Here is a 23,703-nt window from a genome sequence, read left to right as displayed (position 1 = left end):
TCTGACATGATTGCAACATGGACCGATCGGTTCACGCAACAGTGAGCAAGGAACTCGCATGACCGCAGGACCGCGCACCAGGCTGATCGAAAGCGCCATCGAACTCGTACGCGAGCAGGGCGTGCACGCCGCCGGACTGGCCGCCTTACTCGAACGCGGCAACGCCTCGCGCAACTCGCTCTACCAGCACTTTCCCGCAGGCAAAGGTGAGTTGGTCGAGGCCGCCACCCGGGTCGCGGGAGCCCGGATCGCCGGAGTGGTCGAGAAGATCACCGCCGCGCCGCCCCCGGGCTGGTTCGATTCGTTGCTCGGCTGGTGGGTCACCACACTGGAGCGGACCGGATACCGCGCCGGGTGCCCGATCCTCGGGGCGGCGCTGGCCGAGTCCGAGCCGCGAGTGCAGGCCGCGGCGGGCGAAGTGTTCGCCGACTGGCACGAGCGGCTCGGCTCGGCGCTCGCCGATGCGGGTATGTCCGCCGAAGAGGCGCGCTCTTTCGGCAGTTTCGTGTTCAGCGCGCTGGAGGGAGCTATCGTCCAGTCGCGGGCGATGAAGTCCACCCGGCCGCTGGAAGACGCCCAGCGGCATCTCGCGGTGCTGTTGGAGAACTACTTGCCGGAGGGCGGCGCGTCCCGCTGAGCGCCTGTCCACCGGATCGAGTGCGGTCCGGCCGACCGCGTGCCGAGCCTGTGCCGACCGAGAGGGGTGAACCCCCTGCTCGAGGACAACGCCGACGGCCCATAGACTGAGGCACGTGACGCAGACGACCGCCTCTGTCAATTCCCAGTCTCTCGGTGAGCTCGATCCGGAGCTCGCTGCCGCGATGGCAGGCGAGCTCGCCCGCGAACGCGACACGCTCGAGATGATCGCCTCGGAGAACTTCGTGCCGCGCGCGGTGCTGCAGGCGCAGGGCAGCGTGCTGACCAACAAGTACGCCGAGGGCTACCCGGGGCGGCGCTACTACGGCGGCTGCGAGCACGTCGACGTGGTGGAGACCTTGGCGCGTGACCGCGCCAAGGCGCTGTTCGGCGCCGAATTCGCCAACGTGCAGCCGCATTCCGGTGCGCAGGCGAACGCCGCGGTGCTGATGTCGCTGATGGACCCGGGCGACAAGCTGCTCGGTCTCGACCTCGCGCACGGCGGTCACCTCACCCACGGCATGCGCTTGAACTTCTCGGGCAAGCTCTACGAGGTGCACTCGTACGGAGTGAGCAAGGAAGACCACCGCGTCGACATGGACGAGGTGCGCGACATCGCCTTGCAGGCGCGTCCGAAGGTGATCGTGGCGGGCTGGTCGGCCTACCCGCGCCACCAGGACTTCGCGGCGTTCCGCTCGATCGCGGACGAGGTCGGCGCCTACCTCTGGGTGGACATGGCGCACTTCGCCGGTCTGGTCGCCGCCGGTCTGCACCCCTCGCCGGTGCCCTACGCCGACGTGGTGTCCTCGACCGTGCACAAGACCCTCGGCGGTCCCCGTTCCGGCCTGATCCTGGCCAAGCAGGAGTACGCCAAGAAGCTGAACAGCTCGGTGTTCCCGGGCCAGCAGGGCGGCCCGCTCATGCACGCCATCGCCGCCAAGGCCGTCGCGTTCAAGATCGCCGCGGGCGCGGAGTTCAAGGATCGCCAGGAGCGCACCCTGTCCGGCGCGAAGCTCCTGGCCGAGCGGCTCACCGCCGCCGACGTCAAGGGCAAGGGCATCAGCGTGCTCACCGGCGGCACCGACGTGCACTTGGTGCTGGTCGACCTGCGAAATTCCGAACTCGACGGCCAGCAGGGCGAGGACCTGCTGCACGAGATCGGTATCACGGTGAACCGCAACGCCGTTCCGTTCGACCCGCGTCCCCCGATGGTCACCTCGGGCCTGCGCATCGGCACCGCCGCGCTGGCCACCCGCGGCTTCGGCGACACCGAGTTCGCCGAGGTCGCCGACATCATCGCGAGCGCGCTGGCCGGTGGCGCCGACCTGGACGCGCTGCGCGCCCGGGTGAGCAAGCTGGCCAAGGACGTCCCGCTGTACGACGGCCTGGAGGACTGGCGCCTGCTGGGCTGAATCGCCGAGCGCTCAGGACGACACGATCAACGGTTGTCCAGGGGCGAGGACGTGGACGGACGTGTCCGGCGCGATAGCGGCGGACGCGTCGACGTAGAGCCCGGGGTCGCGCTGGGCCTTCGTCATCACGCGGTCGCCGATCGGGCCGCTGGTGAACGCGTAGTGGATGGGAACGGCAAGGCGCGGGCGCAGGGCTCGGGTGAGTTCGGCGGCCTGCGCGGCGTCCATGACGACCTGCCGGTTGAACGCGGGGCGGATGCGCAGACCGTTGACCGGTAGCAGCGCCAGGTCGAGTTCCGGATAGCGCACGGCCACCTCGTCCAATTCGGCGATGCGCAAAGTGTCGCCGCCGAAGAAGACGCTCGTGCCGTCGGCGCGCAGGACGAAGGTGATCTCCGGGACGCCGTGGCGTGCGGGCGCCGCGGTGACCTCGATCGGGCCGAGGTGGGTCTGCTCCCACGGATCCAACTCGACGACATTGCGGAATCCGGCGGCACGGACCCGGGATGCGAGGCCGCGGACGACCGCGAACGGGACGGACTTGTCGGGGTAGGCCGCCAGTGCGCCGAGATCGCAGTGATCGTAGTGGCCGTGGCTGATCACGATGCCCGACAGTTCGGGCAGGTCCGCGGCGGTGGCAATGCTGTGCGGCTCACCCTGCCGATAGAAGGGCCGCTCGGACAGCCACGGGTCGGTGAGAATTCTCGCTCCCCCGAAGTCGAGCAGAACGCTGGCATGCACTACGCGAGTCACAGTGACCGACATCGAATTTCCTGACTAGACGGGTGTCTGCTGACAGTTGTTAGTGGACACCCGTCTTGTTAATCTGTCAAGATGCCGCCACCGAAGAGGAATCGAAACCCCCGCGGTGCGGGAAGCAAACTGCGCGAGGACTTGATCGAGGCCGCGAGTGGCCTACTGGAGACGCTGGACGGTCAGGAGTCGCTGTCGATGCGCGCCGTCGCGCGCGCGGTGGGCATCGCGCCGCAGAGCATTTACCTGCACTTCGCGGATCGACGGGAACTGCTGACCGCGGTTTATGAGGCTCGCTTCGCTGAGTTCGGCGCCGTGCTGACGGCCCTGCCGGACGGCGATGCTGCCACTCGGCTGCGCGAGATCTGCCGGGCCTACTGCGCATACGGCTTGCGCCATCCCGGCCATTACCGCGTGTTGTTCGCGACCGCGGGCACCCCGGGCTGGGAACCGACCGATGCTCAATTGCCCGGCCTGCCGGTTTTTCGTCACCTGGTCGATGCGGTGGCGGCCACCGGCAGCGCCGATCCCACCGCTACCGCGGCTTGCCTGTGGGCCGCCCTGCACGGTCTGGTGATGCTGCGCCAGGATCGCCCGAGCTTTCCGTGGCCGGATCTCGACGTGCTGCTCGACACCCTCGTCACCGCCCACCTCGCGGCGCGGTGATCCGGTACTACCTGTCCATGCGCGCCTTCGCCCGCACGATCGCCTCGTCCAGGTACCGGGCGATATCGGCGCTGGTACCCGGCCGGATCATCAGGGCGCGGTTCGCGGGCACTTCGCAGTAGCGGCCGTCGGGCGTGTCGATCCAGCGGAGGCGGCCGGTGCGCAGCGGTTCGGCGTTGCGCGGCCCGAGCAGCACGACGGCGGTGCCGCGGGTGGCGCACGACTGCCGCCAGAAGCGCCGGTAACGCTCTTTCGCCTGGCTGGCGGGCGCGTTGCCGAACACATCGGGGCGCTCGTCGTTGAGATCGTCGAGCAGGAAGCTCTTCTCACCCACCGTTCCCGCCGTGGCGTCCGGGAGCAAGCGCACCACTTCGGTGGCGAGCTGATCGACCCGGCAGCGGCGCAACCGGACTCGGCCGCCGTCCGGCGCGGGCGACTGCACGGCGAGCACGCCGGAGCCGGAACGGGTGCCGCAGGCGACGGCGCGCAGTTCGACGCCCGCACGCGTGTTGTCGTAGCCGAACAGCTCGATACGCCAGTCCGGCACGGCCAGCGTGCTGATCGCGCTGCGCAGTGGCAGCCGTTCGTCCCGCCCGAGCTCGGCGCGGAACTGCCGCTGATACGCCTGGTACTCGTTGAGACCGGGGAAGCGGCTGGTGAACCGGAACGGAAACGGCATGCGGTCCAAGCCCGTTGCGAACCACGCCGCGGCGAACTGCTCGGCCGACAGTGACCACTGCGCCGTCATTGCTCACCGAGTACCGGCGGCACCGTCGGTTTCACCTCGCCGAGCAACTCTTTCGCGTGCTCCTCGGTGCGCAGGTACTTCGGCGACTTGTGCTCGTCGTCGTCCGTGCGCCTGCCGCGCATCCCCGGCGGCATCATTCCCGGGTACCCCGAAGCGCCCGTCGCTCCCGGGCGCCCCGGTGCGGCGGGTTGCCCGTTCGCCGCGGCGGGGACGGTGGGCTGGGCGGGCCGAGAGGTGCCCGGTCGCGCTCGGTTGTCCGAGGCGTTCGGGGTTCCGGTCGTGCCCGGGGTGGCCGGCTTGCTCGGCGTGCCGTTCGGTTCGCCGTTGAACGAGGTCGGGACGACGGTGGTGGGCGTCGTTTGCGGCGGCGGCGAGGAGAAGGGCGCGACCGATGTGGCCGAGGTGGACGTCGGCGTCCTCGCGGCGGTGGATGCCGGAGTGGTCGGCGTGGTGTCCTGGCTCTGGGGAACCGCCTGAGAAGTGACGGTTTGCGGTATGTTCTCGGCTTCCGGCTGCGCTTGGTCCGCCTGTTCGCCGTCGTCCGCCGAACCGGCGGGGGAGGCGGTGTCCGCGGCCGAAGGCGCGCTGCCGGGCGGGGAGTTGTCCGTGGAGCGGGCGCCCGCCACGGCCTGCGAGCCGACGTTCGCGCTCGTCTCCACGCCTGTGCCGGTTTCGGTACCGATCGGCGCCGCGGCGGCCGGAGCGACCGGGGGCGGGAGCGTCGGGATAGCCGGAGCGGTGGCCCCGTACGGCTGGATGTACTGGGTGTTCATCTCGTCGCGGGCCTGCTCCTCCCGCGAATTGCGCTGTGCCGGATCGGCCGTGCCATTCGAGGTGTCCAGCAGATCCGGCACCGACAGCTTGAACTTCGCCGCGGCGTCCGCCGCCGCCGACAGCGGCAAACTCTGTGCGCCGAGTGCGTCACCGAGTTCGCCCACCCGCGCCGCGTAATCTCGCACGCCGCGAACCGCGCTGTCGGCCGCCGCCCCCTCCCAGTGCTGTTCCACCGCGTTCTTGATCGCGTCCTCGAAGCGCTGGCCCGCGTTCGTCACCGCAGCGGCGATGGCCGACCACGCGGCGAACGCACCGTCGAGCGCGGCCGGATTCATCGCCTCGGCAGCCTGTTTGATCTCCGCGTGCGAGAAACTCTGCGCGTTCTCCGGATCGGTGATCGCGCGTCCGTCGGTCTGTCTCATGATCGCTTCCCCCGGTGTTCAGCTGCCCGCGGGCAGCAGCGGTGCGACTGCTCCGGCGATATCGGTGGCGATATCGCAGGCGGCGAGGTGCTTGTTCGCCGACGTCTGCGGCACATTCGTCAGGATGTAGAGCGAGCCGGACCTCATTTCGACGTTGATCGTGCAGCCGCCAGGTACGTCCGGACGGGCTTCGTAGCGGACGGCTTTCCGATCGCCCGCCGAGATATCCACGGCAGCAGGGTATTTGCTGCGTACCTGTTCGATGGTGCCGTTGGTGGTCTCGACGACGAATCCGTACCCGGCCCGTGCGACATACCGGCACCCCCTCCAGGTGACGCCGCCCTGGCTGTCCTGTTTGGGTTCCGGGGGTCTCGAGTCCCACTGGCGCTCCGCGAGCAAATGGGGTGTCAGTGCGGTGCAGGGATCGAACGCGGGCTGTGCGTTCGTCTGTGGTGATGCGCTCGAACGGGACTCGGTCGCGCCGGTGGCCGATGTGGCCGGATCGTTCGATGTCGTCCCGCCGCATCCGGAGAGCAGGACCAAGCTCGCCGCTCCGGCGACGAATCCGATTGCCCGAAAGGCTGTTCCGGCCTTCATACGCTGAGCTCCCGCAGTGCCGCCGCGAATTCCGTATCGGTCCGAACGTAGCCGTCGCGGATGGCTTCGAACATGGATTTGATCTCTTGCGCCACGGAGATGTACTCGGTGAGGGTGTCGAAGGCGTTGTTCGGGCCACCGAAGGCCTTTTCGCGGAACAGCCGCACCAGTTCGAGGGCGGAGGTCAGCTTCGGATTGTCTTCGCCCAGCCCCCAGTGCTGCCGCTCACCGAGCTCGCGCGCGTCGGTTTGTGCCGCGACGAGCGTGTCGATCAACTCCTGGCAGGCCCGGTCGATGTCCACGAACGCTTGCGGGTCCATCCGCACCCGCAACGCCCCGGTTTTCGCAGCTTCGATGTACCCGGGAAACGGGCTGTCCGCCATTGCCGCCCCTTCCGTCAGTGCCGTCTGACCTTATAGACGCAACCCGTCTCGCTCCGGTTCCATCGAAACACAGCCGAATCCTCGGGTCGCCCCGTCGCGCCGCTCGTCGTCGGCCGCGCGACGGTTCCCAACTGGGATGTTGTGCCGGGCCCCGGCGGGTGCGGTGGGGCCGATCGCTGTCAAGGCCGCTGACGAGCGATCAGCGCGCGTTCGCCGCGGCGACCAGCGCGGGGTAGTCCCGCAGATCGATGTCATTGGCGGCGTTGTCGCCGAATTTCGCCATCAGGGCGAACATCCGGGAGCCGAGGAACCAGTTGCGCATCTTGATGCCCCGCGCGGTCTTCGGGGCCAGGAAGCGACCGGCGTTGCTGTTGCCCGCGATCTTCGCGTAGCGCTTCATGTGCTCGTCGTAGCGAGCGAAGGCGACAGTATGGTCGCCGCCCGCCAAGGCCAGTTCCCCCGCGATGACGTACGCGCCGACCACGGCGAGCCCGGTGCCGAAGCCGCCGAGAGTGTTCCCGTACCCGGAGTCGCCGACCAGCGCGACACGTCCCTTGGTGTAACCGTCGGGCATCTGGACCTGGCTGATCGAGTCCATGTAGAAGTCGTCGAATTCGGTGAGCTCGGCGAGCATTCGCGGCACCTCCCACCCGACTCCGGCGAAGGTCTCGGCGAGGATGCGCTGCTGAGCGGCGATGTCGTCGCGGACGTAGTCGAGCTCGGGCGCGGCGAACATGTACATCTGCTGTGCCTTCGGTCCGCCGCTGACCGCGAGTCGGCCGGGAGCGTTGTGGCCGCGGGCGACCACCCGCTCGCGCGGTCCGGTGGTCTTGCCGCTCCACGGGCTGGCGCCCGCGACGGCGTAGTAGTAGCCCAGGTGCTTCACGAAGTCCCGCTCGGGACCGAACGCCAGCCTGCGGACCCGGGAGTGGATGCCGTCGGCGCCGAAGACCAGATCGAAGGTGCGGGCGGGCGCGTGCTCGAACTCGACGTGCACGCCGGCGGCCGTCTCGGTGAGCGCGGTGATCGAATCGCCGAACAGGTATTCGCAACGGTCGGCGGTGCGCCGGTAGAAGATCTCGGCAAGGTCGCCGCGCAGGATCTCCACATCGCCGCCGGTGAAATCACCCGACATCAGCGCCAGCTCGGCGCCCCGCTCGTCCACGAAGACGGTGTCGGTCGTGCCCGTCTTGCGCTGCTCGATGTCGTCCAGCACGCCCATCCGTTCCAGCACGGTGCGGTGGGTGCTGCCCTTGAAGTCGATCGCCTGACCGCCAGGGCGCAGCGCCGGAGCGCGCTCGACGACGGTGACCGCGAAGCCGTAGCGGTGCAGCCAGTAGGCCAGCGCGGGTCCGGCGACGCTCGCGCCGGAGATGAGCACGGTGGTGTTGCGCATGGAGTTCTCCTCGTCTCAAATCTGCGTCCGGTGGAAACTGTATCCGATGGACGCTGATTAGCGTATGGTAGACACAGTTTCACGTCAAGACGTTCTCCGGAAGGATTTCGGGCATGCCGACACCGACCACACTGGAACTGCTCTGGGGTACCGGTCAGCGGCCCAAGCGCGGACCGAAGCCCGCGCTGTCGCTGGAGCGGATCGTCGCGGAGGCCGTCGCGCTGGCCGACGCCGAAGGGCTGGCGAACCTGTCCATGCAGCGGCTGGCCGAGCGCCTCGGCTTCACCAAGATGTCGCTGTACCGCTACGTGCCGGGCAAGGCCGAACTCGTCGCACTGATGCTGGACACGGCGCTGGGCGCGCCGCCGGAACTGAGCGCGGGCGAGGAGGCGTCGGAGAACGACTGGCGCGACCTGCTGCGCGTGTGGTGCGAGACGATCTACGCGCGCTTCAGCGCCCACCCCTGGTCGATGGAGGTGTCGGTCGGTTTGCGGCCGGTCGGCCCGAACGAAGTCGCGTGGATGGAGTCCGCGCTCGGCGCACTCGCCGGGACCGGGCTCACCGCCGCCGAACGGCTGGACACGATCGTCCTGCTGACCGGGCATGCCCGCAGCCTGGCGCAGCAGGTGCGACTGGCGGACGCCGACGAATTCGAGAAGCAGATAGCGGCTCAGTTCGCCGAAATGGTGGCCGCCGCGGCCGACCGGTATCCGGCCGCGGCCGCCGCGTTCGCGGAGGGCGGCGCGGTCGCGGGCGGGGACGGCGCGCTGAAGTTCGGCATCGAGCGCATCCTCGACGGACTGGCCGTGCTCATCGCGCGCCGCGGGTGACCGCAGCGGCCTACGCTCGGACCATGACCGACGAACCCGACCTGAAACAGGACTCGACCACCACGGTGCGGGAGTTCTTCGCCGCGCTGGAAATGGGCGCCTCGGAGGAGGCGATCGACCTGTTGCACCCCGACATCGTCTGGAAGAACACCTCGCTGCCCGATGTGAAGGGCATCCGCAGGGTCGGCGGCGTGCTGCGCGGCCTGCGCCGCGACTGGCTCGGGTTCGGAGTGGACATGCACCACATCGCCGCCGACGGCGACGTCGTGCTCACCGACCGCACCGACTACCTGCGCTTCGGTCCGGTGCGCGTCGGGTTCTGGGTGACCGGCACCTTCCGGCTACGCGACGGCCGAATCATCTTGTGGCACGACCACTTCAGTTGGGCGAACTTCCTGCGCGGCACGGCTGTCGGCCTCTGGCGCGCGGCGCTCACCCGCCGCTGACCTGGTCTCAGGAGTGCTGGGCCAGGTAGTCGAGATAGACCGGTCGCAGCACCTCGGCGACCGCGCCGTCACCGGCGTGGACGTAGTCGTCGAGCATGGGCAGCACGTACTTGATGTCCGCCTCGCTTTCGCCGACATTGCCCGCGGCGGCCTCCGCGGCCGGGATCGACGTGAGCAACCGCCACAGGAACTTCACATCCCCCCGCCGCACGGCGAGCTTCATCGCCCGGTCGTGCAGTTCCTTCGACGACAGCTTCTCCAAATCCTCGTTACCGGACATACCAGCGACTCTATCCGCCGAATCGGGCGACAGCGACCGCGTGGCGAATCCCGTCCCGGCCCGGACGTCGTGCTGCGATAACCGCTATGACACCGCAACCCCGACCCGGCTTCCGGATCAAGCGCGTCTACGACGATCCCGACCCCGACGACGGCACCCGGGTGCTGGTCGACCGGCTCTGGCCGAGGGGCATCACCAAAGCGCAAGCGCGGGTCGATCGCTGGCCCAAAGCGCTCACCCCGACCACCGAATTGCGGCGCTGGTTCCACGCCGACCGGGACGCGCGCGGCCCGGAATTCGCCCGCCGCTACCGTGCCGAACTCGCCGCGCCGGAGGTTCAGCAAGATTTGCGGGATTTACGTGCCCTGGCAGCCGAAGCTCCGGTGACATTGCTCACGGCCGTACAGGATCCGGCGCACAGCCATGTTCCGGTGTTGCTCGACGTGCTGCGCTGAACCCTCGCGACGTGCGGGTTTACGACATGTTCACGGACACGCCTCGCAGTCCCCGAGCGCGGACACCGGAATCGGAGGTAGCGTCGGGTGTGCGGGCCGCGGCGGTGTGGCTCGTACGGGAGGTCCTGACCGTGACTGAGCTACTCAGTACGAGGGGGCCGGAGCCCGGCCCTCGTGGCATCTGACGGCAACGTCGGGTCCATCAGGACGGACCGGTCCAGCGAGATCGTTCGTGCGACTGCCGCATGAACACAGAGGAGCCCACCGTGACTGCTGCACGCTCCGTTTCCGCTCCCTCGGCGAACTCCCGCTCCGCGAAAGGCGGAGCCGCCGCGAAGGGGGCCCGCCCCTCGCAATTACCCGGCAAAACCTTCGTCATCGACACCTCCGTCCTGCTGTCGGATCCCGGTTCCTTCACCCGGTTCGGCGAACACGACGTGGTGTTACCCCTGGTGGTCATCAGTGAACTCGAAGCCAAACGGCACCACCACGAGCTGGGCTGGTTCGCGCGAGAAGCTTTGCGCAATCTGGACGATCTGCGCCTGCAACACGGCAGGCTGGATCAGCAGGTGCCGATCGGCACCGAGGGCGGAACGTTGCAGGTGGAACTGAACCACACCGATCCCGCGGTCCTTCCGGTCGGCTTCCGCACCGACACCAACGACTCGCGGATCCTGGCCTGTGCGCTCAATCTCGCGGCCGAGGGCCGCGAAGTGGTGTTGGTGTCCAAGGACATTCCGCTGCGGGTCAAGGCCAGTGCGGTGGGCTTGCACGCCGACGAGTACCACGCGCAGGACGTGGTGACCTCGGGCTGGTCCGGCATGGTCGAGCTCGACGTCAGCACGGCGCGCATCGATCAGCTCTACGCCGAGTCGGTGATCGATCTAGACGAAGCGCGAGAACTGCCCTGCCACACCGGCGTCCGGCTGCTCGGCGTCAGCTCGAGTGCGCTGGGCCGGATCACGCCGGACAAGCGGGTGCAATTGGTCCGCGAGCGCGAGGCGTTCGGGCTGCACGGGCGTTCCGCCGAGCAGCGCATCGCGCTCGACCTGCTGCTGGACGAGAGCGTCGGCATCGTCTCGCTCGGTGGCCGGGCCGGGACCGGCAAGTCGGCGCTGGCGTTGACGGCGGGCCTGGAGGCGGTACTGGAACGGCGCACGCAGCGCAAGGTGGTGGTCTTCCGCCCGCTGTACGCGGTGGGCGGCCAGGACCTGGGCTATCTGCCCGGCACCGAGAGCGAGAAGATGGGCCCCTGGGCGCAAGCGGTCTTCGACACGCTCGACGGGCTGGCCAGCCGCGAGGTGATGGAGGAGGTGCTCAGCCGCGACATGCTGGAGGTGTTGCCGCTGACCCACATTCGCGGGCGGTCGCTGCACGACTCCTTCGTGATCGTGGACGAAGCCCAGTCGTTGGAGCGGAATGTGCTGCTCACGGTGCTCAGCCGTCTGGGAACCGGCTCGCGGGTGGTGCTCACCCACGACGTCGCCCAGCGCGACAACTTGCGCGTCGGCAGGCACGACGGGGTCGCGGCGGTGGTCGAGAAGCTCAAGGGCCATCCGCTCTTCGCGCACATCACGCTGACCCGTAGCGAGCGCTCGCCGATCGCGGCGCTGGTCACCGAGATGCTGGAGGAGTACGGCCCCAACGCCTGATCCCGCGACGCCGTTCGCCGGCGTGTTTCACCGCATGTCCGGTGGGTATCATCGGCCGCGATAGCAGTTCGATATGACCCGGTGGCCGCTCGTCGGTCACCGGGTCATCGTCTGACCAACGGCCGAGGCTATGCGCGGCGTCGTCACGGAATCCGTGGTGCGCCGGCAGCCCACAGCGAGAGGATGGACATGCACCACTTCGCTCGACGAACGGCTGGATTCACCGCAGTACTCGCAGCGGCAGGGCTGGTCCTGGCCGGCTGCGGCGGCGACGACAACAAAGACAACGGCGCCAAGACCGGTATGGCCAGCATGACCGGTATGGTCACCTCGATCGCGAGCCCCACCACCACCGCCGGGATGACCACGCACACCGGCGCGAGCCCGACGACCACGGGCGCGGCCGAGGCGACGACCAAGATCGCGACCCCGGCGGGGGAGATCGCCGTCTCCGGCGCCATCTACGACAAGTATGTGCAGCTCGGCGGCCCGACCGGTCCGCTCGGCGCACCGCTGCAGGCCGAAGAGGACGCACCCGACGAGGGGCACTACCAGGACTTCGCGGGCGGCACGATCTACGAACCCAAGGAGGGCGAAGCGCACGTCGTCTGGGGTGAGATCCGCAAGGCCTGGGAAGACAACGGCGGCGCGCAGGGACAGCTCGGCTACCCGATCAGCGACGAGAAGGACATCCCCGGCGGCAAGCAGAGCGACTTCACCGGCGGCACCATCACCTGGGTGAACGGTACTATCACGGTCACGCCGAAGTAGGAACCAGATACTCGGCGTCCGGGATCGCGGTGTGGTCTCGGTTGCCTGTGAATCCCATCCATCCGCCCCGCTCCGCGGGCCAAGCCGCTAGGTTATCTCGGTGCAAACTCTCCTGACCGATCGCGAATTGCTCGAATCGCTCGCGGTGGACGTAGAACTGCTGCTGCGTAAGCACGTGGACGCCGCCGATGGGTGGCAGCCGCACGACTTCGTGCCGTGGGACGACGGGCGCAACTTCGCCTTCCTCGGCGGTACCGACTGGGCGGCGGAGCAGTCCGAGCTCGGCGAAACCGCCAAGCTGGCGTTGACCGTTTCGGTGCTGATCGCCGACAACCTGCCCTCGTATCACCGCGAGATCGGCAAGTACCTGCGCACCGGCGCGTGGTGGCGCTGGGTCGGCCGCTGGACGGCCGAGGAGAACCGCCACGAGATCACCATCCGCAACTACCTCATGGTGACCAGGTCCGTCGACCCGGTGGAACTGGAGCGGTTGCGCATGGAGCACATGACCAAGGGCTTCCGCCGCCCGGCGATGCACTTGCTCGACGTGCTGGCGACCTGCGCGTTCGAAGAGGCCGCCAGCGCGATCCGGCACCGCAACATCGCGGCGCTCGAGGAGAACCCCCTGGTCACCGCCATCGCCGAGCGCATCGCGCTGGACGACGAACTGCAGTCGGTGTTCTTCGCCGACCTGGTCTCCGCCGCGCTCGATCTGGCGCCCGACCAGACCGTGCGGGCCATCGCCGACCGGGTCGCGGGCTTCGAGGTCCCGACGGTGACGTTGCCGGACGGCCGCGACAGCGATGTGGTGCTCGCCGAGGCGGGCATCTACGACCGCGCCAAGGAGGGTGAGTTGGTGTTCGCCCCGCTGCTGAAGCGGTGGAACATCTTCACCCGCACCGATTTCGGTCCGGAAGGGGAGCAGGCGCGCGAGGAGCTCGCGCACTTGCGCGACTGATCCGCATTTCCGGGCGCAGCGCACGAACGCCACCTCGACAGCCTTCCGGCTACCGAGGTGGCGTTCGTTTCGGCGCGGTTCAGTCCTGCTCCTTCACCTTCGCCATGGCGAGCACGTCGAGGCGGCGGTCGAGTTCCTCCTCGGTCAGCTTCTCGTCCAGCAGGCCGCGGTCGATGACCGTCTGGCGGATGGTCTTCTTCTCCCGCAGCGCTTCCTTCGCGACCGCCGCCGCCTCCTCGTAGCCGATCGCCGAGTTCAGGGGCGTCACGATCGAAGGCGACGACTCGGCGAGCGTGCGCAGGTGCTCGACATTGGCGACCAGGCCGCGCACGCACTTGTCGGCGAACAGCCGGGAGACGCTGGCCAGCAGGCGGATCGACTCCAGCAGGTTGCGCGCCATCACCGGGATGTACACGTTCAGCTCGAATGCGCCGTTCGCGCCCGCGAACGCCACCGCGGCATCGTTGCCGATCACCTGCGCGCCCACCTGGGTCACCGCCTCGGGCAGCACCGGGTTCACTTTGCCGGGCATGATCGAGCTGCCCGGTTGCAGATCCGGCAGCTGGATCTCGGCCAAGCCGGTGAGCGGCCCAGAGCCCATCCAACGAATGTCGTTGGCGATCTTGGTCAGGCTCACCGCGATCGTGCGGAGCGCGCCGGACGCCTCGACCAGACCGTCGCGCGCGGCCTGCGCCTCGAAGTGGTCCTCGGCCTCGCGCAGCGCATCGATGTCGGTGGCGCGCACGAGTTCCGTGACGACCTTCGCGCCGAAACCCTCGGGCGCGTTCAGCCCGGTGCCGACCGCCGTGCCGCCGATGGGCAGCTCGCCGAGCCGCGGGAGCGTGGCCATGATGCGGTCGATGCCCGCGGCGACCTGCCGGGTGTAGCCGCCGAACTCCTGGCCGAGGGTCACCGGGACGGCGTCCATAAGGTGCGTGCGGCCGGACTTCACCACGGTGCGCCATTCCGTCGACTTGTCCAGCAACGCCAGCCGCAGATGCTCCAGCGCGGGAACCAGATCGGTGATGACAGCTTCGGTGGCGGCGAGATGCGTTGCGGTGGGGAAGGTGTCGTTGGACGACTGGGACATGTTCACGTCGTCGTTCGGGTGGACGGTGACGCCCTTCGCCTTGGCGAGCGAGGCGATCACCTCGTTGGCGTTCATGTTCGAGCTGGTGCCGGAACCGGTTTGGAACACGTCGATCGGGAACTGATCGTCGTGTTCGCCACGCGCGATCTCGTTCGCCGCGGCGATGATGACATCGGCCTTCACGGGATCGAGCAGCCCCAGGTCGCGGTTGACCGTGGCGCACGCGGCCTTCAGCAAGCCGAGCGCGCGAATCTGCGCCCGCTCCAAGCCGCGTCCGCTGATCGGGAAGTTCTCCACGGCCCGCTGGGTCTGCGCCCGCCACAAAGCGTCCACCGGAACCCGGACCTCGCCCATGGTGTCGTGCTCGATGCGGTACTGCGTCTCCTCGCTCATGATCCCGACCCTATGCCGCGGCAGCGGCCCGTGGGGCAGCCACGCCTGAGGTCATTCGCACACCTCGGCAGGCCTTCGCTCGGGAATACGAACTGTTGTCCGGTTCCCCGCCCCACACGGCTCAAAGCTGTGTCCCCGTCCCGAACATGCGGGTACATGCGGTCCGCAAGAGGCGCACGAAGCGACGGGTGGAGGCTGCCGGGGGGCCATCAACGGCGCGCATCGGGTGCTGCCGGTTTCCAACCTGCAGGACCACCGACCCCAGCCCCCGATTTCGAGCGAAGCGAGACCGAGCATGCGCCGTTCGCGGCCCGGCTCGCGTTTGCGCGGCCACCGCGTCCGCGACGAAGTCGCCAGCGGTGGTCGCGCAAACGCGAGCCACAAGGGGGCCGCGAACACCAGCGCCGGAGGCGCTGCAAAATTACGGCAGCGGCGGGACCGCGTGTTCGTCGCCGATGAAATCGACAGAAGAGTATTCGCGCAGCTTGGTCAGGCGGTGGTAGGCGTCGATCATGCGGACCGTGCCGGACTTCGAGCGCATCACGATCGACTGGGTGGACGCGCCGCCGCCGTAGTAGCGCACGCCGCGCAGCAGGTCGCCGTCGGTCACGCCGGTGGCGCAGAAGAACACGTTCTCACCGGAGACGAGGTCCTCGGTGGTCAGTACGCGGTCGAGGTCGTGGCCCGCGTCGATGGCCTTCTGCCGCTCCTCGTCGTCCTTGGGCGCGAGCATGCCTTGCAGCTCGCCGCCCATACAGCGCATCGCGGCGGCGGCGATGATGCCCTCCGGGGTGCCGCCGATGCCGACCAGGATGTCGGTGCCGGAGTCGGGGCGGGCGGCGGCGATCGCGCCGGCGACGTCGCCGTCGGAGATCAGGCGGATGCGGGCGCCCGCGTCACGCACCTGCTGGATGAGCTCGGCGTGCCGGGGGCGATCCAGGATGCAGACGGTCAGGTCGGACTTCGCGGAATTCTTGGCCTTGGCGACCCGGCTGATGTTCTCCGCGATCGGGGCCGAGATATCGATCACGTGGGCAGCGTCGGGGCCCACGGCGATCTTGTGCATGTAGAACACCGCGGACGGGTCGAACATCGCGCCGCGTTCGGCGACCGCGAGCACCGAGATCGCGCCGGGCACGCCCTTGGACATCAGCGTGGTGCCGTCGATCGGGTCGACCGCGAAGTCCACTTCCGGGCCGGTGCCGTCGCCGACAGCCTCGCCGTTGTACAGCATGGGCGCCTCGTCCTTCTCGCCCTCGCCGATGACGACGATGCCGCGCATGGACACCGAGCTGACCAGCTGCCGCATGGCGTCGACGGCCGCGCCGTCGCCCCCCTCCTTGTCGCCGCGTCCGACCCACCGGCCCGCGGCCATCGCCCCTGCCTCGGTCACGCGGACCAGTTCGAGTGCGAGGTTGCGGTCGGGCGCCTCGCGGCGGCTAGGTGTGGGGGAAGTTGCCGTCATTGCGGGGCCTCCTGTGCGTCGGTACGTACCGGTCAATTGTCTCATTCGATGTGGCACGGCCGTACACCCCTGCTCGTGGTGCCGGGGTGCAGGGGGCGGCGTCGCCGCACGAGTGGATACTGGGAGCGTGTCGTACCAAAAGCCGCGCATCTTGAACGACTACCGGGATCTGTTCTGGTCGTTGATCCCGTTGGTCCTGATCGCGCTGGTGTTCGCCGGGCTGGCCAGCCAATGCAGTTTCGCCGCGAACGGTCCGACGCAGGGTCAGATCCCGCATTTCGACGCGCGCGCCGCGCTCACCGCCGACGCTCGTTCCCTGCCGTTCCCCATCCGCAACCCGGACCTGCCCGCGGACTGGACGCCGAACTCCGGCAGTCGCGAGTCCATCGGCGGCAACGGGGGCGGGCCGGTCAGCACGGTCGGCTACATCACGCCGCAGGGCACCTACATGCGGTTCACCCAGAGCAACGCGACCGAGGAGGCGCTGGCCAGGTTCGTGCTCGGGTCGCGCTACGCCAGTGGCACCGAGCAGGTCGGCGCGCAGAAATGGATCGTCTACGCCGAGCAGGGCTCGGAGACCGCGTGGATCGCCGACCTCGGCCAGTCCCGCGTGCTGATCACCGGCGCGGGCAACCAGGCGGCGTTCAGCACGCTCGCCCAGGCGATCACGGCGGCGCAACCGCTGAAGCCCTGAAATCCGCTTGTCTTCGGCGGCGCGCGTTCGTTAATTTTGCCGCGGCACGAGACACGTGCCGAACCGGTTTTCGGAGGTCGATGAATATGGCTGTCCTCAGCCGTCTTTCGCATGCCTTTCGCCGGTTCGCGCGCCAGTGATTTTTCCGCGGACGCGGACCGGTCTCTCTTCGACGACCAGGAGTGTCACGTGTCTGTTTCCCTTTCCCCCGACCTGCGCACCGAACGGCTGATCCTGCGGTCGTGGACCGCCGCTGCGGCGGCCGCCGTGCTCGATGGCCGCCGTCACGCCGAGTGGGCGGCGGATTTCCCTGCCGACGGCGATCGCGTCATCGCGGGCCTGCTCGTTGTGCACCCGGACTGGCTCGGCCCGTTCGGGCACCGGCTCGTCGTCGAGCGCTCGACCGGTCTCGTCGTCGGATCGATCGGGCTGTTCTGGCCGCCCGCCGGCGGTGCCCTCGAGCTCGGGTACGGCATCGTCGCCTCGCGGCGCGGTCGCGGGTACGCCACCGAGGCCACCGTCGCCCTCACGGCGCACGCGCTCACCGCACCCGGCGTTCGTGCGGTGCACGCCGAGGTGGAGCTGTCGAATCCGCCGTCGGCGCGGGTGCTGGAGAAGGCCGGATTCGAGCGGGTGAGCAGCGCGGACGGCGTCGCCCGGTTCCGCGCCGCGGCCGCATCGCGCTGACGAGGCCGGGGGCCGTCGTCAGCGGTGACTCACCACGTTGACGATGGTCCCGCTCGGATCGCGGACGAAGAAGCGGCGCACGCCCCACGGCTCGTCGCGCAAGGAGTAGACGACCTCGGAGCCCGCGGCGGTCACCGCCGCGTGCACGGCGTCGACGTCCTCCACCTCCACGCTCATGTCCGGCTGGAGCTGTTCGGCGTCCGGGCCGACGAGCAGGACCTGCGCGGTCGGGTTGGACGGCGAGGCCATCGTCACGACCCAGCCCAGGTCCATCGCCTCGTGGAAGCCGAGCAGCCGGTAGAAGTCGCGGCTCGCGGCCAGGTCGGTGGTGCGGATGTCGGGCGTGGCGCGGCGGATGGTCACTCTTGCCGCTCCAGGTCGGTGCGGTGCAGCGCGTCCTCGACGCGCTTGCGCGCGCCCGCCAGATGTTCCTCACAGCGGTTGGCCAGCGCCTCGCCGCGCTCCCACAGGGCGAGGGATTCATCGAGGTCGAGGCCGCCCTGTTCGAGGATCTTGACGACGTTGACGAGTTCGTCGCGCGCGCGTTCGTAGCCGAAACCGGCGATCTCGGCGGCGTCGTCGGCCGGGTCGGCGCCCGTCCTGTCGGCTTCGGTGGACTTGCCGGACTGGGCCAAGTCAGTTCCTCCCTGTGTCGGTGTTCTTGGCGCCGAGGGCCTGGGTGCCGAGCGCGGCGGCCGTGACAGCCCCGTCGGCGACCCGGATGCGCAGCTGGCTGCCTGCGGGCGCGTCCTCGATCGAACGCACCACCTCGCGTTCCCGGCCGGTGACCCGCTGCACGACAGCGTAGCCACGGGCGAGTGTGGCGGCGGGGCCGACGGCGGTGAGTTTCTCGCGCAGATGCCTGGTGGCCGTGGCTTCGGTGCGGACGAAGTGCTCGGCGCAGCGGTGCGTGGCCGTGCGCAGGCGTTCGATCTCTTCCTGGCGGCGATCGATCTCGCGCAGCGGATCGGCCAGCACGGGTCGCGAACGCAGCTGGGCGAGCGCCTCGGTCTCCCGGTCGACCCAACCCCGCAACGCCGCGGCGGTGCGTTCGCGCAGTTCACGAATGCAGGCCAGTTCGGCGGCGGCGTCCGGGACGATCCGTTTGGCGGCGTCGGTCGGCGTGGCCGCGCGCAGGTCGGCGACGAAGTCACTGAGCGGGTTGTCCGGTTCGTGGCCGATCGCGCTGACGATCGGCGTGGTCGCGGCCACGATGGCGCGGCACAGCGCCTCGTCGGAGAACGGCAGCAGGTCTTCGACGCTGCCGCCGCCGCGCGCGAGCACGATCACCTCGACGTCCGGATGCCGATCGAGCTCTGCCAGCGCCGTCAGCATCTGCGATACCGCGGTCGGCCCTTGCACGGCGGTGTTGCGAATCTCGAAACGCACCGCGGGCCAGCGACTGCGAGCGACGCTCAGCACATCGCGCTCCGCGGCGCTCGCGCGGCCGGTGATGAGGCCGACGGTTCCGGGAAGGAACGGGATCGGACGCTTGAGCCGGGGATCGAACAGGCCCTCGGCGTCCAACAGCGCCTTCAGCCGTTCGATGCGGGCCAGTAGTTCGCCGATGCCGACGGGGCGGATCTCCAGCACGCGCAGCGAGATCGTGCCGCGCCCGGTGAAGAAGGAGAGCTTGCCGTAGACGACCACCCGGCTGCCCTCTTGCAGGGGAATGGGGGATTTGCGGATCAGGTCGGGATCGCAGGTCACCGACAGCGACATGTCGGCGGACGGGTCGCGCAGCACCAGGAACGCGGTGCGGGTGCCGGGCCGGAGATTGATCTGGGTGATCTGGCCCTCCACCCAGATGCTGCCGAGCCGGTCGATCCACTGGGCGACCTTGATGGAGACCGAACGCACCGGCCACGGATGCTCGGCGGAGTTGGCCGGAGCGGCGGCGGGTTGGCCGGAGGTCTCCCGGCCAGCCGTCGGCGACGAGGGTGTCCGGGGTTCGGTCACTGGGCCTGCACAGTGGCGATCCGGTTCGTGAGCATGGTCACGAACGGCGCCCTGGCGCGGGTGTGCTGCTCGTACTCCAGCAGCGCGGTGAGGTCATCGATCGTCAGCAGGCGCAGGCGGGCGCGCAGCTGAGCCAGGGTCATGTTGGCGTAGTCGTAGCGGGTGGCGACTTCCGGTTCGGCGATGACGGGCGCTTCCGCGACGGGTTCGGGATCGGTATCCGGGTCCGGATCTTCGGCCGGTGGCTCGCCGATCGGCGTCACGGAGGCGACATGGCCGTTGGTCGCGCCTGCGCGGCTGTCGTCCGTGGCGAAGGATTCGGGCGCGGGGAACGCGTCGGGATCATCGGCGGTGTAGAGGTCGAATCGGCTGGCGCGCAGCGTGCTGGGGCTCGGGTCGTCGGCGAGGTCCTCGTCGAAGGTGGCCCACTCCGGCTGCTCGACCGGGCGGTTGGACAAACGGTCGAAAACCGCGTCGCCCTTCAGGGCCAGACTGGTGACGAACTGCTGGACGTGCATCGTCGTCTGCAGCACCTGACTGATGGCCGTGATCGGGAAATTCATTGCCGCCGTGGGTAGCCGACGGGATTCCTCGAGGGCGTATACGGCCGCGCCTGCGGCGACCCGGGCCAGAAAGGGTGGTCGAAACATGGTCCTAGCCTGCCGGAAATGGTGTGTTATGCAAAGGAGGGGCGCGCGGTTCGCGTATTCGCGGGTCGTAGCCGATCGGCGGGACCGCACACATATCGCGGAAATGCGCGCAGGAACCCGGCGGGCCGTCCGAAACAATCGTCGCACCCGGTCGTAGACCCCGGCTTACGATCCCGATCCGCGGGTCGCGGCGGGAATGTGACGGGCAACTCCCGGACGTGGCGCGATCCCGGGCCGCACGTATCCTGTGGGCATGTCTTCGGCCATTCCCTTGAACGTCGGAATCGCCCGCTCGGCAGGTGCCGGAAGCACCGTCGCCGACGGCGGAAAACGCGTGCTGCTCGCGGAGCCGCGCGGGTACTGCGCCGGCGTGGACCGGGCGGTCGAAACCGTCGAGAAGGCGCTGGAGAAGCACGGCGCGCCCATCTACGTGCGCAAGGAGATCGTGCACAACCGGCACGTCGTGGAGACGCTGCGCGACCGCGGTGTGATCTTCGTCGACGAGACCGACCAGGTCCCCGAGGGCGCGGTCGTCGTGTTCTCCGCGCACGGCGTGTCCCCCGCGGTGCACACGTCGGCCGCCGAGCGCAATCTGCACACCATCGATGCCACCTGCCCGCTGGTGACCAAGGTGCACCAGGAGGCGAAGCGGTTCGCCCGCGACGACTACGACATCCTGCTGATCGGTCACGAGGGCCACGAGGAGGTCGAGGGCACCGCGGGCGAGGCGCCCGAGCACGTCCAGCTGGTCGACGGGCCCGGCGCGGTGGACCAGGTCAGCGTGCGCGACGAGTCGAAGGTGATCTGGCTCTCACAGACCACGTTGAGCGTGGACGAGACGATGGAGACGGTGCAGCGGCTGCGCGAGCGCTTCCCCGCCCTGCAGGACCCGCCGAGCGACGACATCTGCTACGCCACGCAGAACCGCCAGGTCGCGGTGAAGGCGATGGCTCCGGAATGCGATCTGGTGATCGTGGTCGGCTCGCGCAACTCGTCGAACTCGGTGCGCTTGGTGGAGGTGGCGCTCGGTGCGGGCGCCAAGGCCGCGTATCTGGTGGACTTCGCCCGCGAGATCGACCCGGCCTGGCTCGACGGCGTCCGCACGATCGGCATCACCTCGGGCGCCTCGGTGCCCGAGATCCTGGTCCGCGGTGTGCTGGACAGCCTGGCCGAGCACGGCTACGGCGACGTCCAGCCGGTCACCACGGCCAACGAAACCCTCGTCTTCGCCCTTCCCCGCGAACTGCGCGACGCCCGGCGCTGACGCCGGGCCCGCACCGAGCGTGCGGTATCCAGCTCCGACCGCACCGAGCGACCTCGCCTACAGATTCTCTGGCCTGCGCCGTTCCGGGCGGTTCGAATCGCGTTCGCGATAGCGCACATTGGGCTGGGGGTGCGGCGGCGTCTCTCGGCGCCGGCCCGCGCCGCGCGGTGGTTCGGCTTCGGCCCGCGGCATGGCCCCGGTCGGGCGGGCAGGGCCCCGGGCGGGAGCCCGCCCTTCGCGCGGACGGGAGGGGGCGACGCGCGGCGGGGTATCGGCGACCTGCGCCGCGGGTCGGCGGGCCGGTCGGGGAGCTGGCTGTTCGGCGTCGGCCGACTCCGGCTCGGCGGGCTCGTCCTTCGGGCGGCGGGTTCTGCGGCGCGCGGAGTCCGGCAGGCCACGGGAGGGCCGGCCTGGCTTGGTCTTCTTCGCTGGTGACTTGCCCCAGCTGCCGCCACGGCGTGGCGCTTTGTCGCTCCCCTCTTCCCGGCGGTGCAGGTAGATCCGGGCGCCACCGATCAGCAGGACGACCACCGTGGCCAGCATCATGGTCGGGAACCGGTTCACCAGCGGGATCGCCAGGTTCAGCAGGATGTCCTTCATCGAGGTCGAGCCACGGCCGGTGAGCTGCTGATAGGCCAGCGGGACGGCGACGAAGAGCAGCAGTGGCGGCAGCACCATCGTGCTGAACAAGCCCCGGTAGCGAACGGCGGCGACGGCCGCCACACAGCCCACGATGTACAGCGCGGCGAACGTGCCGGTCAGCTCGGCACTGCCGCCGCTGGCATCGATCAGGAATCCCAGAAACGTGCAGGCAACCGCGATCAGGATCGCCGCGCCGACCGGGATCCCCGGCACCGACGGCAGGATCGAGCGTTGCGGCGCGGGCACCCGGGATCGCACACGTTCGGAAGCAGCCACGATATGCACACTAGTTGCCGCCGCTCTCGGCGGCGTGGCGGCACGGCCATAGTCCCGGTTACTCGCCCGCGTCGGCGAAGCTCACCGCGCGAGGCCGGGAATCCACACGCCCGATCTCAGGCACCTCCTGCTCGGCCATCTCGAGCTCGTGCAGTTTGCGCGCGGTGACCATCACTCGTGACTCCACCGAGGCCACTGTGTAATTGAAAGCCTCGACAGCTCTGCCGAGTTGCGCCCCCAGCCGATCCAGATGTTTCCCCGTCATGCCGAGCCGCTGGTACAGCTCACGGCCGAGCCGCTGCACGGTGGCCATGTCCTTGGAAAGTGCCTCCTGCCGCCAGCCGAAGGCGATGGTGCGCAGCAACGCGATCAGGGTGGTCGGTGTAGCGAGGATCACATTGCGGCCGAACGCGTACTCCAACAGCTCGGAGTCGGTGGTCAGGGCAGCGTCCAGGAACGGATCGCCGGGCACGAACAGCACCACGAATTCGGGTGCGGGGTCGAAGGCGGCCCAGTACGCCTTGTCCGACAGCTGGTCGACATGCGCGCGCAGATGTTTGGCGTGCCTGGTGAGCAGCTCGGCGCGCACGTCGGGGTCGTCGGAGCCGCAGGCGTCCAGGTAGGCGGCGAACGGCACCTTGGCGTCCACCACGATGTGCCTGCCGCCCGCCAGGCGCACCACCAGATCGGGTCGCACCGTGCGGTCGTCCTCGCCGTGACCGGTGCGGCTCACCTGGGTCCGGAAATCGCAATGCCTGGTCATCCCGGCCAGCTCGACCACCCGCTCCAGTTGGATCTCGCCCCATCGTCCCCGTACTTGCGGCGCGCGCAGCGCCGCGACCAGCCGGCCGGTCTCCCCGGTGAGCTGATGCGACGTGCGCTGCATGCTCGCGACCTGTTCGCGCAGGCTCGAATACGCGGTGAGCCGCTGTCGCTCGACCTGCTGGATGTGCTCGTTCAGCGCTCCGACCGCCGCCCGCAGTGGTTCCACCAGCGCGCCGACGGCGTGCGAATGCCTTCGCGCGGCATCCTCGTTGGCCGCGGTGAGCGACTGCCGCAGCAGCCGTTCGTTGTCCGCCGCCGCGGTGAGCCGCGCCTGGGCCGCCGCCGCGCGATGCCCGTCCCGCGCGGCGCGACCCAGCCAGCCGAGGCCGAGACCGGCGGCGAACACCAGCACGAGGGCGACGAGCATCGGTGCGGTCATAGCGGAGATAGTGCCGTACGTCACCGACAAGAACGAGCATCTGGCAACTGCCCGGCATCGCGTCGGAAACCGGCTGGGCCAGTGCGTTGCCGCATAGTTCACATAGCTGCTCGGATTCTGGCATCCGGAATCGCCGACGCCGTGGGATTCGGGAGGTCAAGAGGTGCGTGAGGTTTCGGCTCGTCGCCGAACGGGACCCC

At 69.2% G+C, this 23,703-nt stretch carries 27 protein-coding genes; 12 read left to right on the top strand and 15 right to left on the bottom strand.

Annotation, left to right across the window (positions count from 1 at the left end; all coding sequences use genetic code 11):
- Positions 1 to 58 precede the first annotated feature (58 nt).
- The gene (locus ACIA5H_RS13540) at positions 59 to 637 is read left to right on the top strand and encodes a TetR/AcrR family transcriptional regulator (protein WP_397076190.1); all 579 of its coding nucleotides are present in this window, start codon (positions 59 to 61) and stop codon (positions 635 to 637) included.
- Positions 638 to 752: 115 nt separating this feature from the next.
- The gene (gene glyA / locus ACIA5H_RS13535) at positions 753 to 2,048 is read left to right on the top strand and encodes a serine hydroxymethyltransferase (protein ID WP_355078595.1); all 1,296 of its coding nucleotides are present in this window, start codon (positions 753 to 755) and stop codon (positions 2,046 to 2,048) included.
- A 12-nt stretch (positions 2,049 to 2,060) separates the two neighbouring features.
- Here glyA and ACIA5H_RS13530 read toward each other — a convergent pair whose 3' ends face one another.
- Positions 2,061 to 2,813, bottom strand: coding sequence for an MBL fold metallo-hydrolase (locus ACIA5H_RS13530; RefSeq protein ID WP_397076187.1), 753 nt, complete (start codon positions 2,811 to 2,813; stop codon positions 2,061 to 2,063).
- 69 nt (positions 2,814 to 2,882) lie between these two features.
- Here ACIA5H_RS13530 and ACIA5H_RS13525 point away from each other — a divergent pair, with 69 nt between their 5' ends.
- Positions 2,883 to 3,467: a TetR/AcrR family transcriptional regulator gene (locus tag ACIA5H_RS13525; RefSeq protein WP_379255297.1), complete on the top strand. Its 585-nt coding sequence runs from the start codon at positions 2,883 to 2,885 to the stop codon at positions 3,465 to 3,467.
- A gap of 7 nt (positions 3,468 to 3,474) precedes the next feature.
- Here the strand turns inward: ACIA5H_RS13525 and ACIA5H_RS13520 are convergent, their stop codons facing one another.
- From ACIA5H_RS13520 to ACIA5H_RS13500, 5 genes are all read right to left on the bottom strand, one after another.
- Positions 3,475 to 4,215, bottom strand: a complete 741-nt coding sequence (locus ACIA5H_RS13520) for an ESX secretion-associated protein EspG (protein WP_379255295.1) — start codon at positions 4,213 to 4,215, stop codon at positions 3,475 to 3,477.
- Complete coding sequence (locus ACIA5H_RS13515) at positions 4,212 to 5,411, bottom strand: hypothetical protein (protein WP_397076184.1); 1,200 nt, start codon at positions 5,409 to 5,411, stop codon at positions 4,212 to 4,214. Before ACIA5H_RS13515 ends, ACIA5H_RS13520 begins: the two co-directional genes overlap by 4 nt.
- Positions 5,412 to 5,429: 18 nt before the next feature.
- Positions 5,430 to 6,008: a DUF3558 domain-containing protein gene (locus ACIA5H_RS13510; RefSeq protein ID WP_379255292.1), complete on the bottom strand. Its 579-nt coding sequence runs from the start codon at positions 6,006 to 6,008 to the stop codon at positions 5,430 to 5,432.
- A complete protein-coding gene (locus tag ACIA5H_RS13505; RefSeq protein ID WP_379255291.1) occupies positions 6,005 to 6,391 on the bottom strand; it encodes a hypothetical protein in 387 nt (128 codons plus the stop codon). The genes ACIA5H_RS13510 and ACIA5H_RS13505 overlap by 4 nt, the downstream gene beginning before the upstream one ends.
- 199 nt (positions 6,392 to 6,590) lie before the next feature.
- The gene (locus tag ACIA5H_RS13500) at positions 6,591 to 7,787 is read right to left on the bottom strand and encodes an FAD-dependent monooxygenase (protein WP_397076181.1); all 1,197 of its coding nucleotides are present in this window, start codon (positions 7,785 to 7,787) and stop codon (positions 6,591 to 6,593) included.
- 113 nt (positions 7,788 to 7,900) lie between these two features.
- Here ACIA5H_RS13500 and ACIA5H_RS13495 point away from each other — a divergent pair, with 113 nt between their 5' ends.
- Both ACIA5H_RS13495 and ACIA5H_RS13490 read left to right on the top strand, forming a co-directional pair.
- Entirely contained in the window at positions 7,901 to 8,617 is a 717-nt protein-coding gene (locus ACIA5H_RS13495; RefSeq protein ID WP_379255287.1) for a TetR/AcrR family transcriptional regulator, read from the top strand.
- A gap of 23 nt (positions 8,618 to 8,640) precedes the next feature.
- A complete protein-coding gene (locus ACIA5H_RS13490) occupies positions 8,641 to 9,063 on the top strand; it encodes a limonene-1,2-epoxide hydrolase family protein (RefSeq protein WP_379255285.1) in 423 nt (140 codons plus the stop codon).
- A 7-nt stretch (positions 9,064 to 9,070) separates the two neighbouring features.
- Here ACIA5H_RS13490 and ACIA5H_RS13485 read toward each other — a convergent pair whose 3' ends face one another.
- On the bottom strand, positions 9,071 to 9,343 hold the full coding sequence (locus ACIA5H_RS13485; RefSeq protein WP_039800723.1) for a hypothetical protein: 273 nt from the start codon (positions 9,341 to 9,343) through the stop codon (positions 9,071 to 9,073).
- 86 nt (positions 9,344 to 9,429) lie between these two features.
- On the opposite strand from ACIA5H_RS13485, the gene ACIA5H_RS13480 reads away from it, so the two are divergent.
- From ACIA5H_RS13480 to ACIA5H_RS13465, 4 genes are all read left to right on the top strand, one after another.
- Positions 9,430 to 9,798, top strand: coding sequence for a DUF488 family protein (locus ACIA5H_RS13480; RefSeq protein ID WP_355078605.1), 369 nt, complete (start codon positions 9,430 to 9,432; stop codon positions 9,796 to 9,798).
- A gap of 266 nt (positions 9,799 to 10,064) precedes the next feature.
- On the top strand, positions 10,065 to 11,450 hold the full coding sequence (locus ACIA5H_RS13475) for a PhoH family protein (RefSeq protein WP_355078606.1): 1,386 nt from the start codon (positions 10,065 to 10,067) through the stop codon (positions 11,448 to 11,450).
- A gap of 189 nt (positions 11,451 to 11,639) precedes the next feature.
- Complete coding sequence (locus ACIA5H_RS13470) at positions 11,640 to 12,221, top strand: LGFP repeat-containing protein (RefSeq protein ID WP_397076177.1); 582 nt, start codon at positions 11,640 to 11,642, stop codon at positions 12,219 to 12,221.
- 100 nt (positions 12,222 to 12,321) lie between these two features.
- Positions 12,322 to 13,179 carry an acyl-ACP desaturase gene (locus ACIA5H_RS13465; protein WP_355078608.1) on the top strand — a complete coding sequence of 286 codons (858 nt, stop codon included), beginning with the start codon at positions 12,322 to 12,324 and terminating at the stop codon, positions 13,177 to 13,179.
- Positions 13,180 to 13,258: 79 nt separating this feature from the next.
- On the opposite strand, the gene ACIA5H_RS13460 is transcribed toward ACIA5H_RS13465, so the two are convergent.
- Together ACIA5H_RS13460 and glpX are read right to left on the bottom strand one after the other, a co-directional pair.
- A complete protein-coding gene (locus ACIA5H_RS13460; protein ID WP_397076175.1) occupies positions 13,259 to 14,662 on the bottom strand; it encodes a class II fumarate hydratase in 1,404 nt (467 codons plus the stop codon).
- A 421-nt stretch (positions 14,663 to 15,083) separates the two neighbouring features.
- Complete coding sequence (glpX, locus tag ACIA5H_RS13455; RefSeq protein ID WP_356966745.1) at positions 15,084 to 16,127, bottom strand: class II fructose-bisphosphatase; 1,044 nt, start codon at positions 16,125 to 16,127, stop codon at positions 15,084 to 15,086.
- A 127-nt stretch (positions 16,128 to 16,254) separates the two neighbouring features.
- On the opposite strand from glpX, the gene ACIA5H_RS13450 reads away from it, so the two are divergent.
- Positions 16,255 to 16,821, top strand: a complete 567-nt coding sequence (locus tag ACIA5H_RS13450) for a DUF4245 domain-containing protein (RefSeq protein ID WP_379255282.1) — start codon at positions 16,255 to 16,257, stop codon at positions 16,819 to 16,821.
- Between the two features lie 189 nt (positions 16,822 to 17,010).
- Positions 17,011 to 17,508, top strand: a complete 498-nt coding sequence (locus tag ACIA5H_RS13445; protein WP_397076172.1) for a GNAT family N-acetyltransferase — start codon at positions 17,011 to 17,013, stop codon at positions 17,506 to 17,508.
- 18 nt (positions 17,509 to 17,526) lie between these two features.
- Here the strand turns inward: ACIA5H_RS13445 and ACIA5H_RS13440 are convergent, their stop codons facing one another.
- From ACIA5H_RS13440 to ACIA5H_RS13425, 4 genes are read right to left on the bottom strand one after another with little or no spacing between them, the layout of a single operon-like run.
- Positions 17,527 to 17,871: a VOC family protein gene (locus tag ACIA5H_RS13440; protein WP_397076170.1), complete on the bottom strand. Its 345-nt coding sequence runs from the start codon at positions 17,869 to 17,871 to the stop codon at positions 17,527 to 17,529.
- Entirely contained in the window at positions 17,868 to 18,143 is a 276-nt protein-coding gene (locus ACIA5H_RS13435; protein WP_397076168.1) for an exodeoxyribonuclease VII small subunit, read from the bottom strand. Before ACIA5H_RS13435 ends, ACIA5H_RS13440 begins: the two co-directional genes overlap by 4 nt.
- A 1-nt stretch (position 18,144) precedes the next feature.
- Entirely contained in the window at positions 18,145 to 19,467 is a 1,323-nt protein-coding gene (gene xseA / locus ACIA5H_RS13430) for an exodeoxyribonuclease VII large subunit (RefSeq protein WP_379255275.1), read from the bottom strand.
- Positions 19,464 to 20,117, bottom strand: a complete 654-nt coding sequence (locus ACIA5H_RS13425) for a lipid droplet-associated protein (RefSeq protein ID WP_397076165.1) — start codon at positions 20,115 to 20,117, stop codon at positions 19,464 to 19,466. The genes xseA and ACIA5H_RS13425 overlap by 4 nt, the downstream gene beginning before the upstream one ends.
- Positions 20,118 to 20,370: 253 nt before the next feature.
- Between ACIA5H_RS13425 and ACIA5H_RS13420 the strand changes: the two genes are divergently transcribed.
- Entirely contained in the window at positions 20,371 to 21,381 is a 1,011-nt protein-coding gene (locus ACIA5H_RS13420) for a 4-hydroxy-3-methylbut-2-enyl diphosphate reductase (protein WP_379255271.1), read from the top strand.
- A 57-nt stretch (positions 21,382 to 21,438) separates the two neighbouring features.
- Here the strand turns inward: ACIA5H_RS13420 and ACIA5H_RS13415 are convergent, their stop codons facing one another.
- A complete protein-coding gene (locus tag ACIA5H_RS13415) occupies positions 21,439 to 22,299 on the bottom strand; it encodes a DUF6542 domain-containing protein (RefSeq protein ID WP_379255269.1) in 861 nt (286 codons plus the stop codon).
- 58 nt (positions 22,300 to 22,357) lie between these two features.
- Entirely contained in the window at positions 22,358 to 23,503 is a 1,146-nt protein-coding gene (locus ACIA5H_RS13410) for a DNA recombination protein RmuC (protein WP_355078617.1), read from the bottom strand.
- Positions 23,504 to 23,703: the final 200 nt, after the last annotated feature.

This window comes from Nocardia sp. NPDC051900 (genome assembly GCF_044452545.1).
GTDB lineage: Bacteria > Actinomycetota > Actinomycetes > Mycobacteriales > Mycobacteriaceae > Nocardia > Nocardia sichangensis.
This window is presented reverse-complemented; position numbering and strand designations above follow the sequence as displayed.

Coding starts and splice junctions, on each gene's coding strand:
- ACIA5H_RS13540 (WP_397076190.1), top strand. CDS start 59: ATGACCGCAGGACCGCGCACCAGGCTGATCGAAAGCGCCATCGAACTC.
- ACIA5H_RS13530 (WP_397076187.1), bottom strand. CDS start 2,813: ATGTCGGTCACTGTGACTCGCGTAGTGCATGCCAGCGTTCTGCTCGAC.
- ACIA5H_RS13525 (WP_379255297.1), top strand. CDS start 2,883: ATGCCGCCACCGAAGAGGAATCGAAACCCCCGCGGTGCGGGAAGCAAA.
- ACIA5H_RS13520 (WP_379255295.1), bottom strand. CDS start 4,215: ATGACGGCGCAGTGGTCACTGTCGGCCGAGCAGTTCGCCGCGGCGTGG.
- ACIA5H_RS13515 (WP_397076184.1), bottom strand. CDS start 5,411: ATGAGACAGACCGACGGACGCGCGATCACCGATCCGGAGAACGCGCAG.
- ACIA5H_RS13510 (WP_379255292.1), bottom strand. CDS start 6,008: ATGAAGGCCGGAACAGCCTTTCGGGCAATCGGATTCGTCGCCGGAGCG.
- ACIA5H_RS13505 (WP_379255291.1), bottom strand. CDS start 6,391: ATGGCGGACAGCCCGTTTCCCGGGTACATCGAAGCTGCGAAAACCGGG.
- ACIA5H_RS13500 (WP_397076181.1), bottom strand. CDS start 7,787: ATGCGCAACACCACCGTGCTCATCTCCGGCGCGAGCGTCGCCGGACCC.
- ACIA5H_RS13495 (WP_379255287.1), top strand. CDS start 7,901: ATGCCGACACCGACCACACTGGAACTGCTCTGGGGTACCGGTCAGCGG.
- ACIA5H_RS13490 (WP_379255285.1), top strand. CDS start 8,641: ATGACCGACGAACCCGACCTGAAACAGGACTCGACCACCACGGTGCGG.
- ACIA5H_RS13485 (WP_039800723.1), bottom strand. CDS start 9,343: ATGTCCGGTAACGAGGATTTGGAGAAGCTGTCGTCGAAGGAACTGCAC.
- ACIA5H_RS13480 (WP_355078605.1), top strand. CDS start 9,430: ATGACACCGCAACCCCGACCCGGCTTCCGGATCAAGCGCGTCTACGAC.
- ACIA5H_RS13470 (WP_397076177.1), top strand. CDS start 11,640: ATGCACCACTTCGCTCGACGAACGGCTGGATTCACCGCAGTACTCGCA.
- ACIA5H_RS13460 (WP_397076175.1), bottom strand. CDS start 14,662: ATGAGCGAGGAGACGCAGTACCGCATCGAGCACGACACCATGGGCGAG.
- glpX (WP_356966745.1), bottom strand. CDS start 16,127: ATGACGGCAACTTCCCCCACACCTAGCCGCCGCGAGGCGCCCGACCGC.
- ACIA5H_RS13425 (WP_397076165.1), bottom strand. CDS start 20,117: ATGTTTCGACCACCCTTTCTGGCCCGGGTCGCCGCAGGCGCGGCCGTA.
- ACIA5H_RS13420 (WP_379255271.1), top strand. CDS start 20,371: ATGTCTTCGGCCATTCCCTTGAACGTCGGAATCGCCCGCTCGGCAGGT.
- ACIA5H_RS13410 (WP_355078617.1), bottom strand. CDS start 23,503: ATGACCGCACCGATGCTCGTCGCCCTCGTGCTGGTGTTCGCCGCCGGT.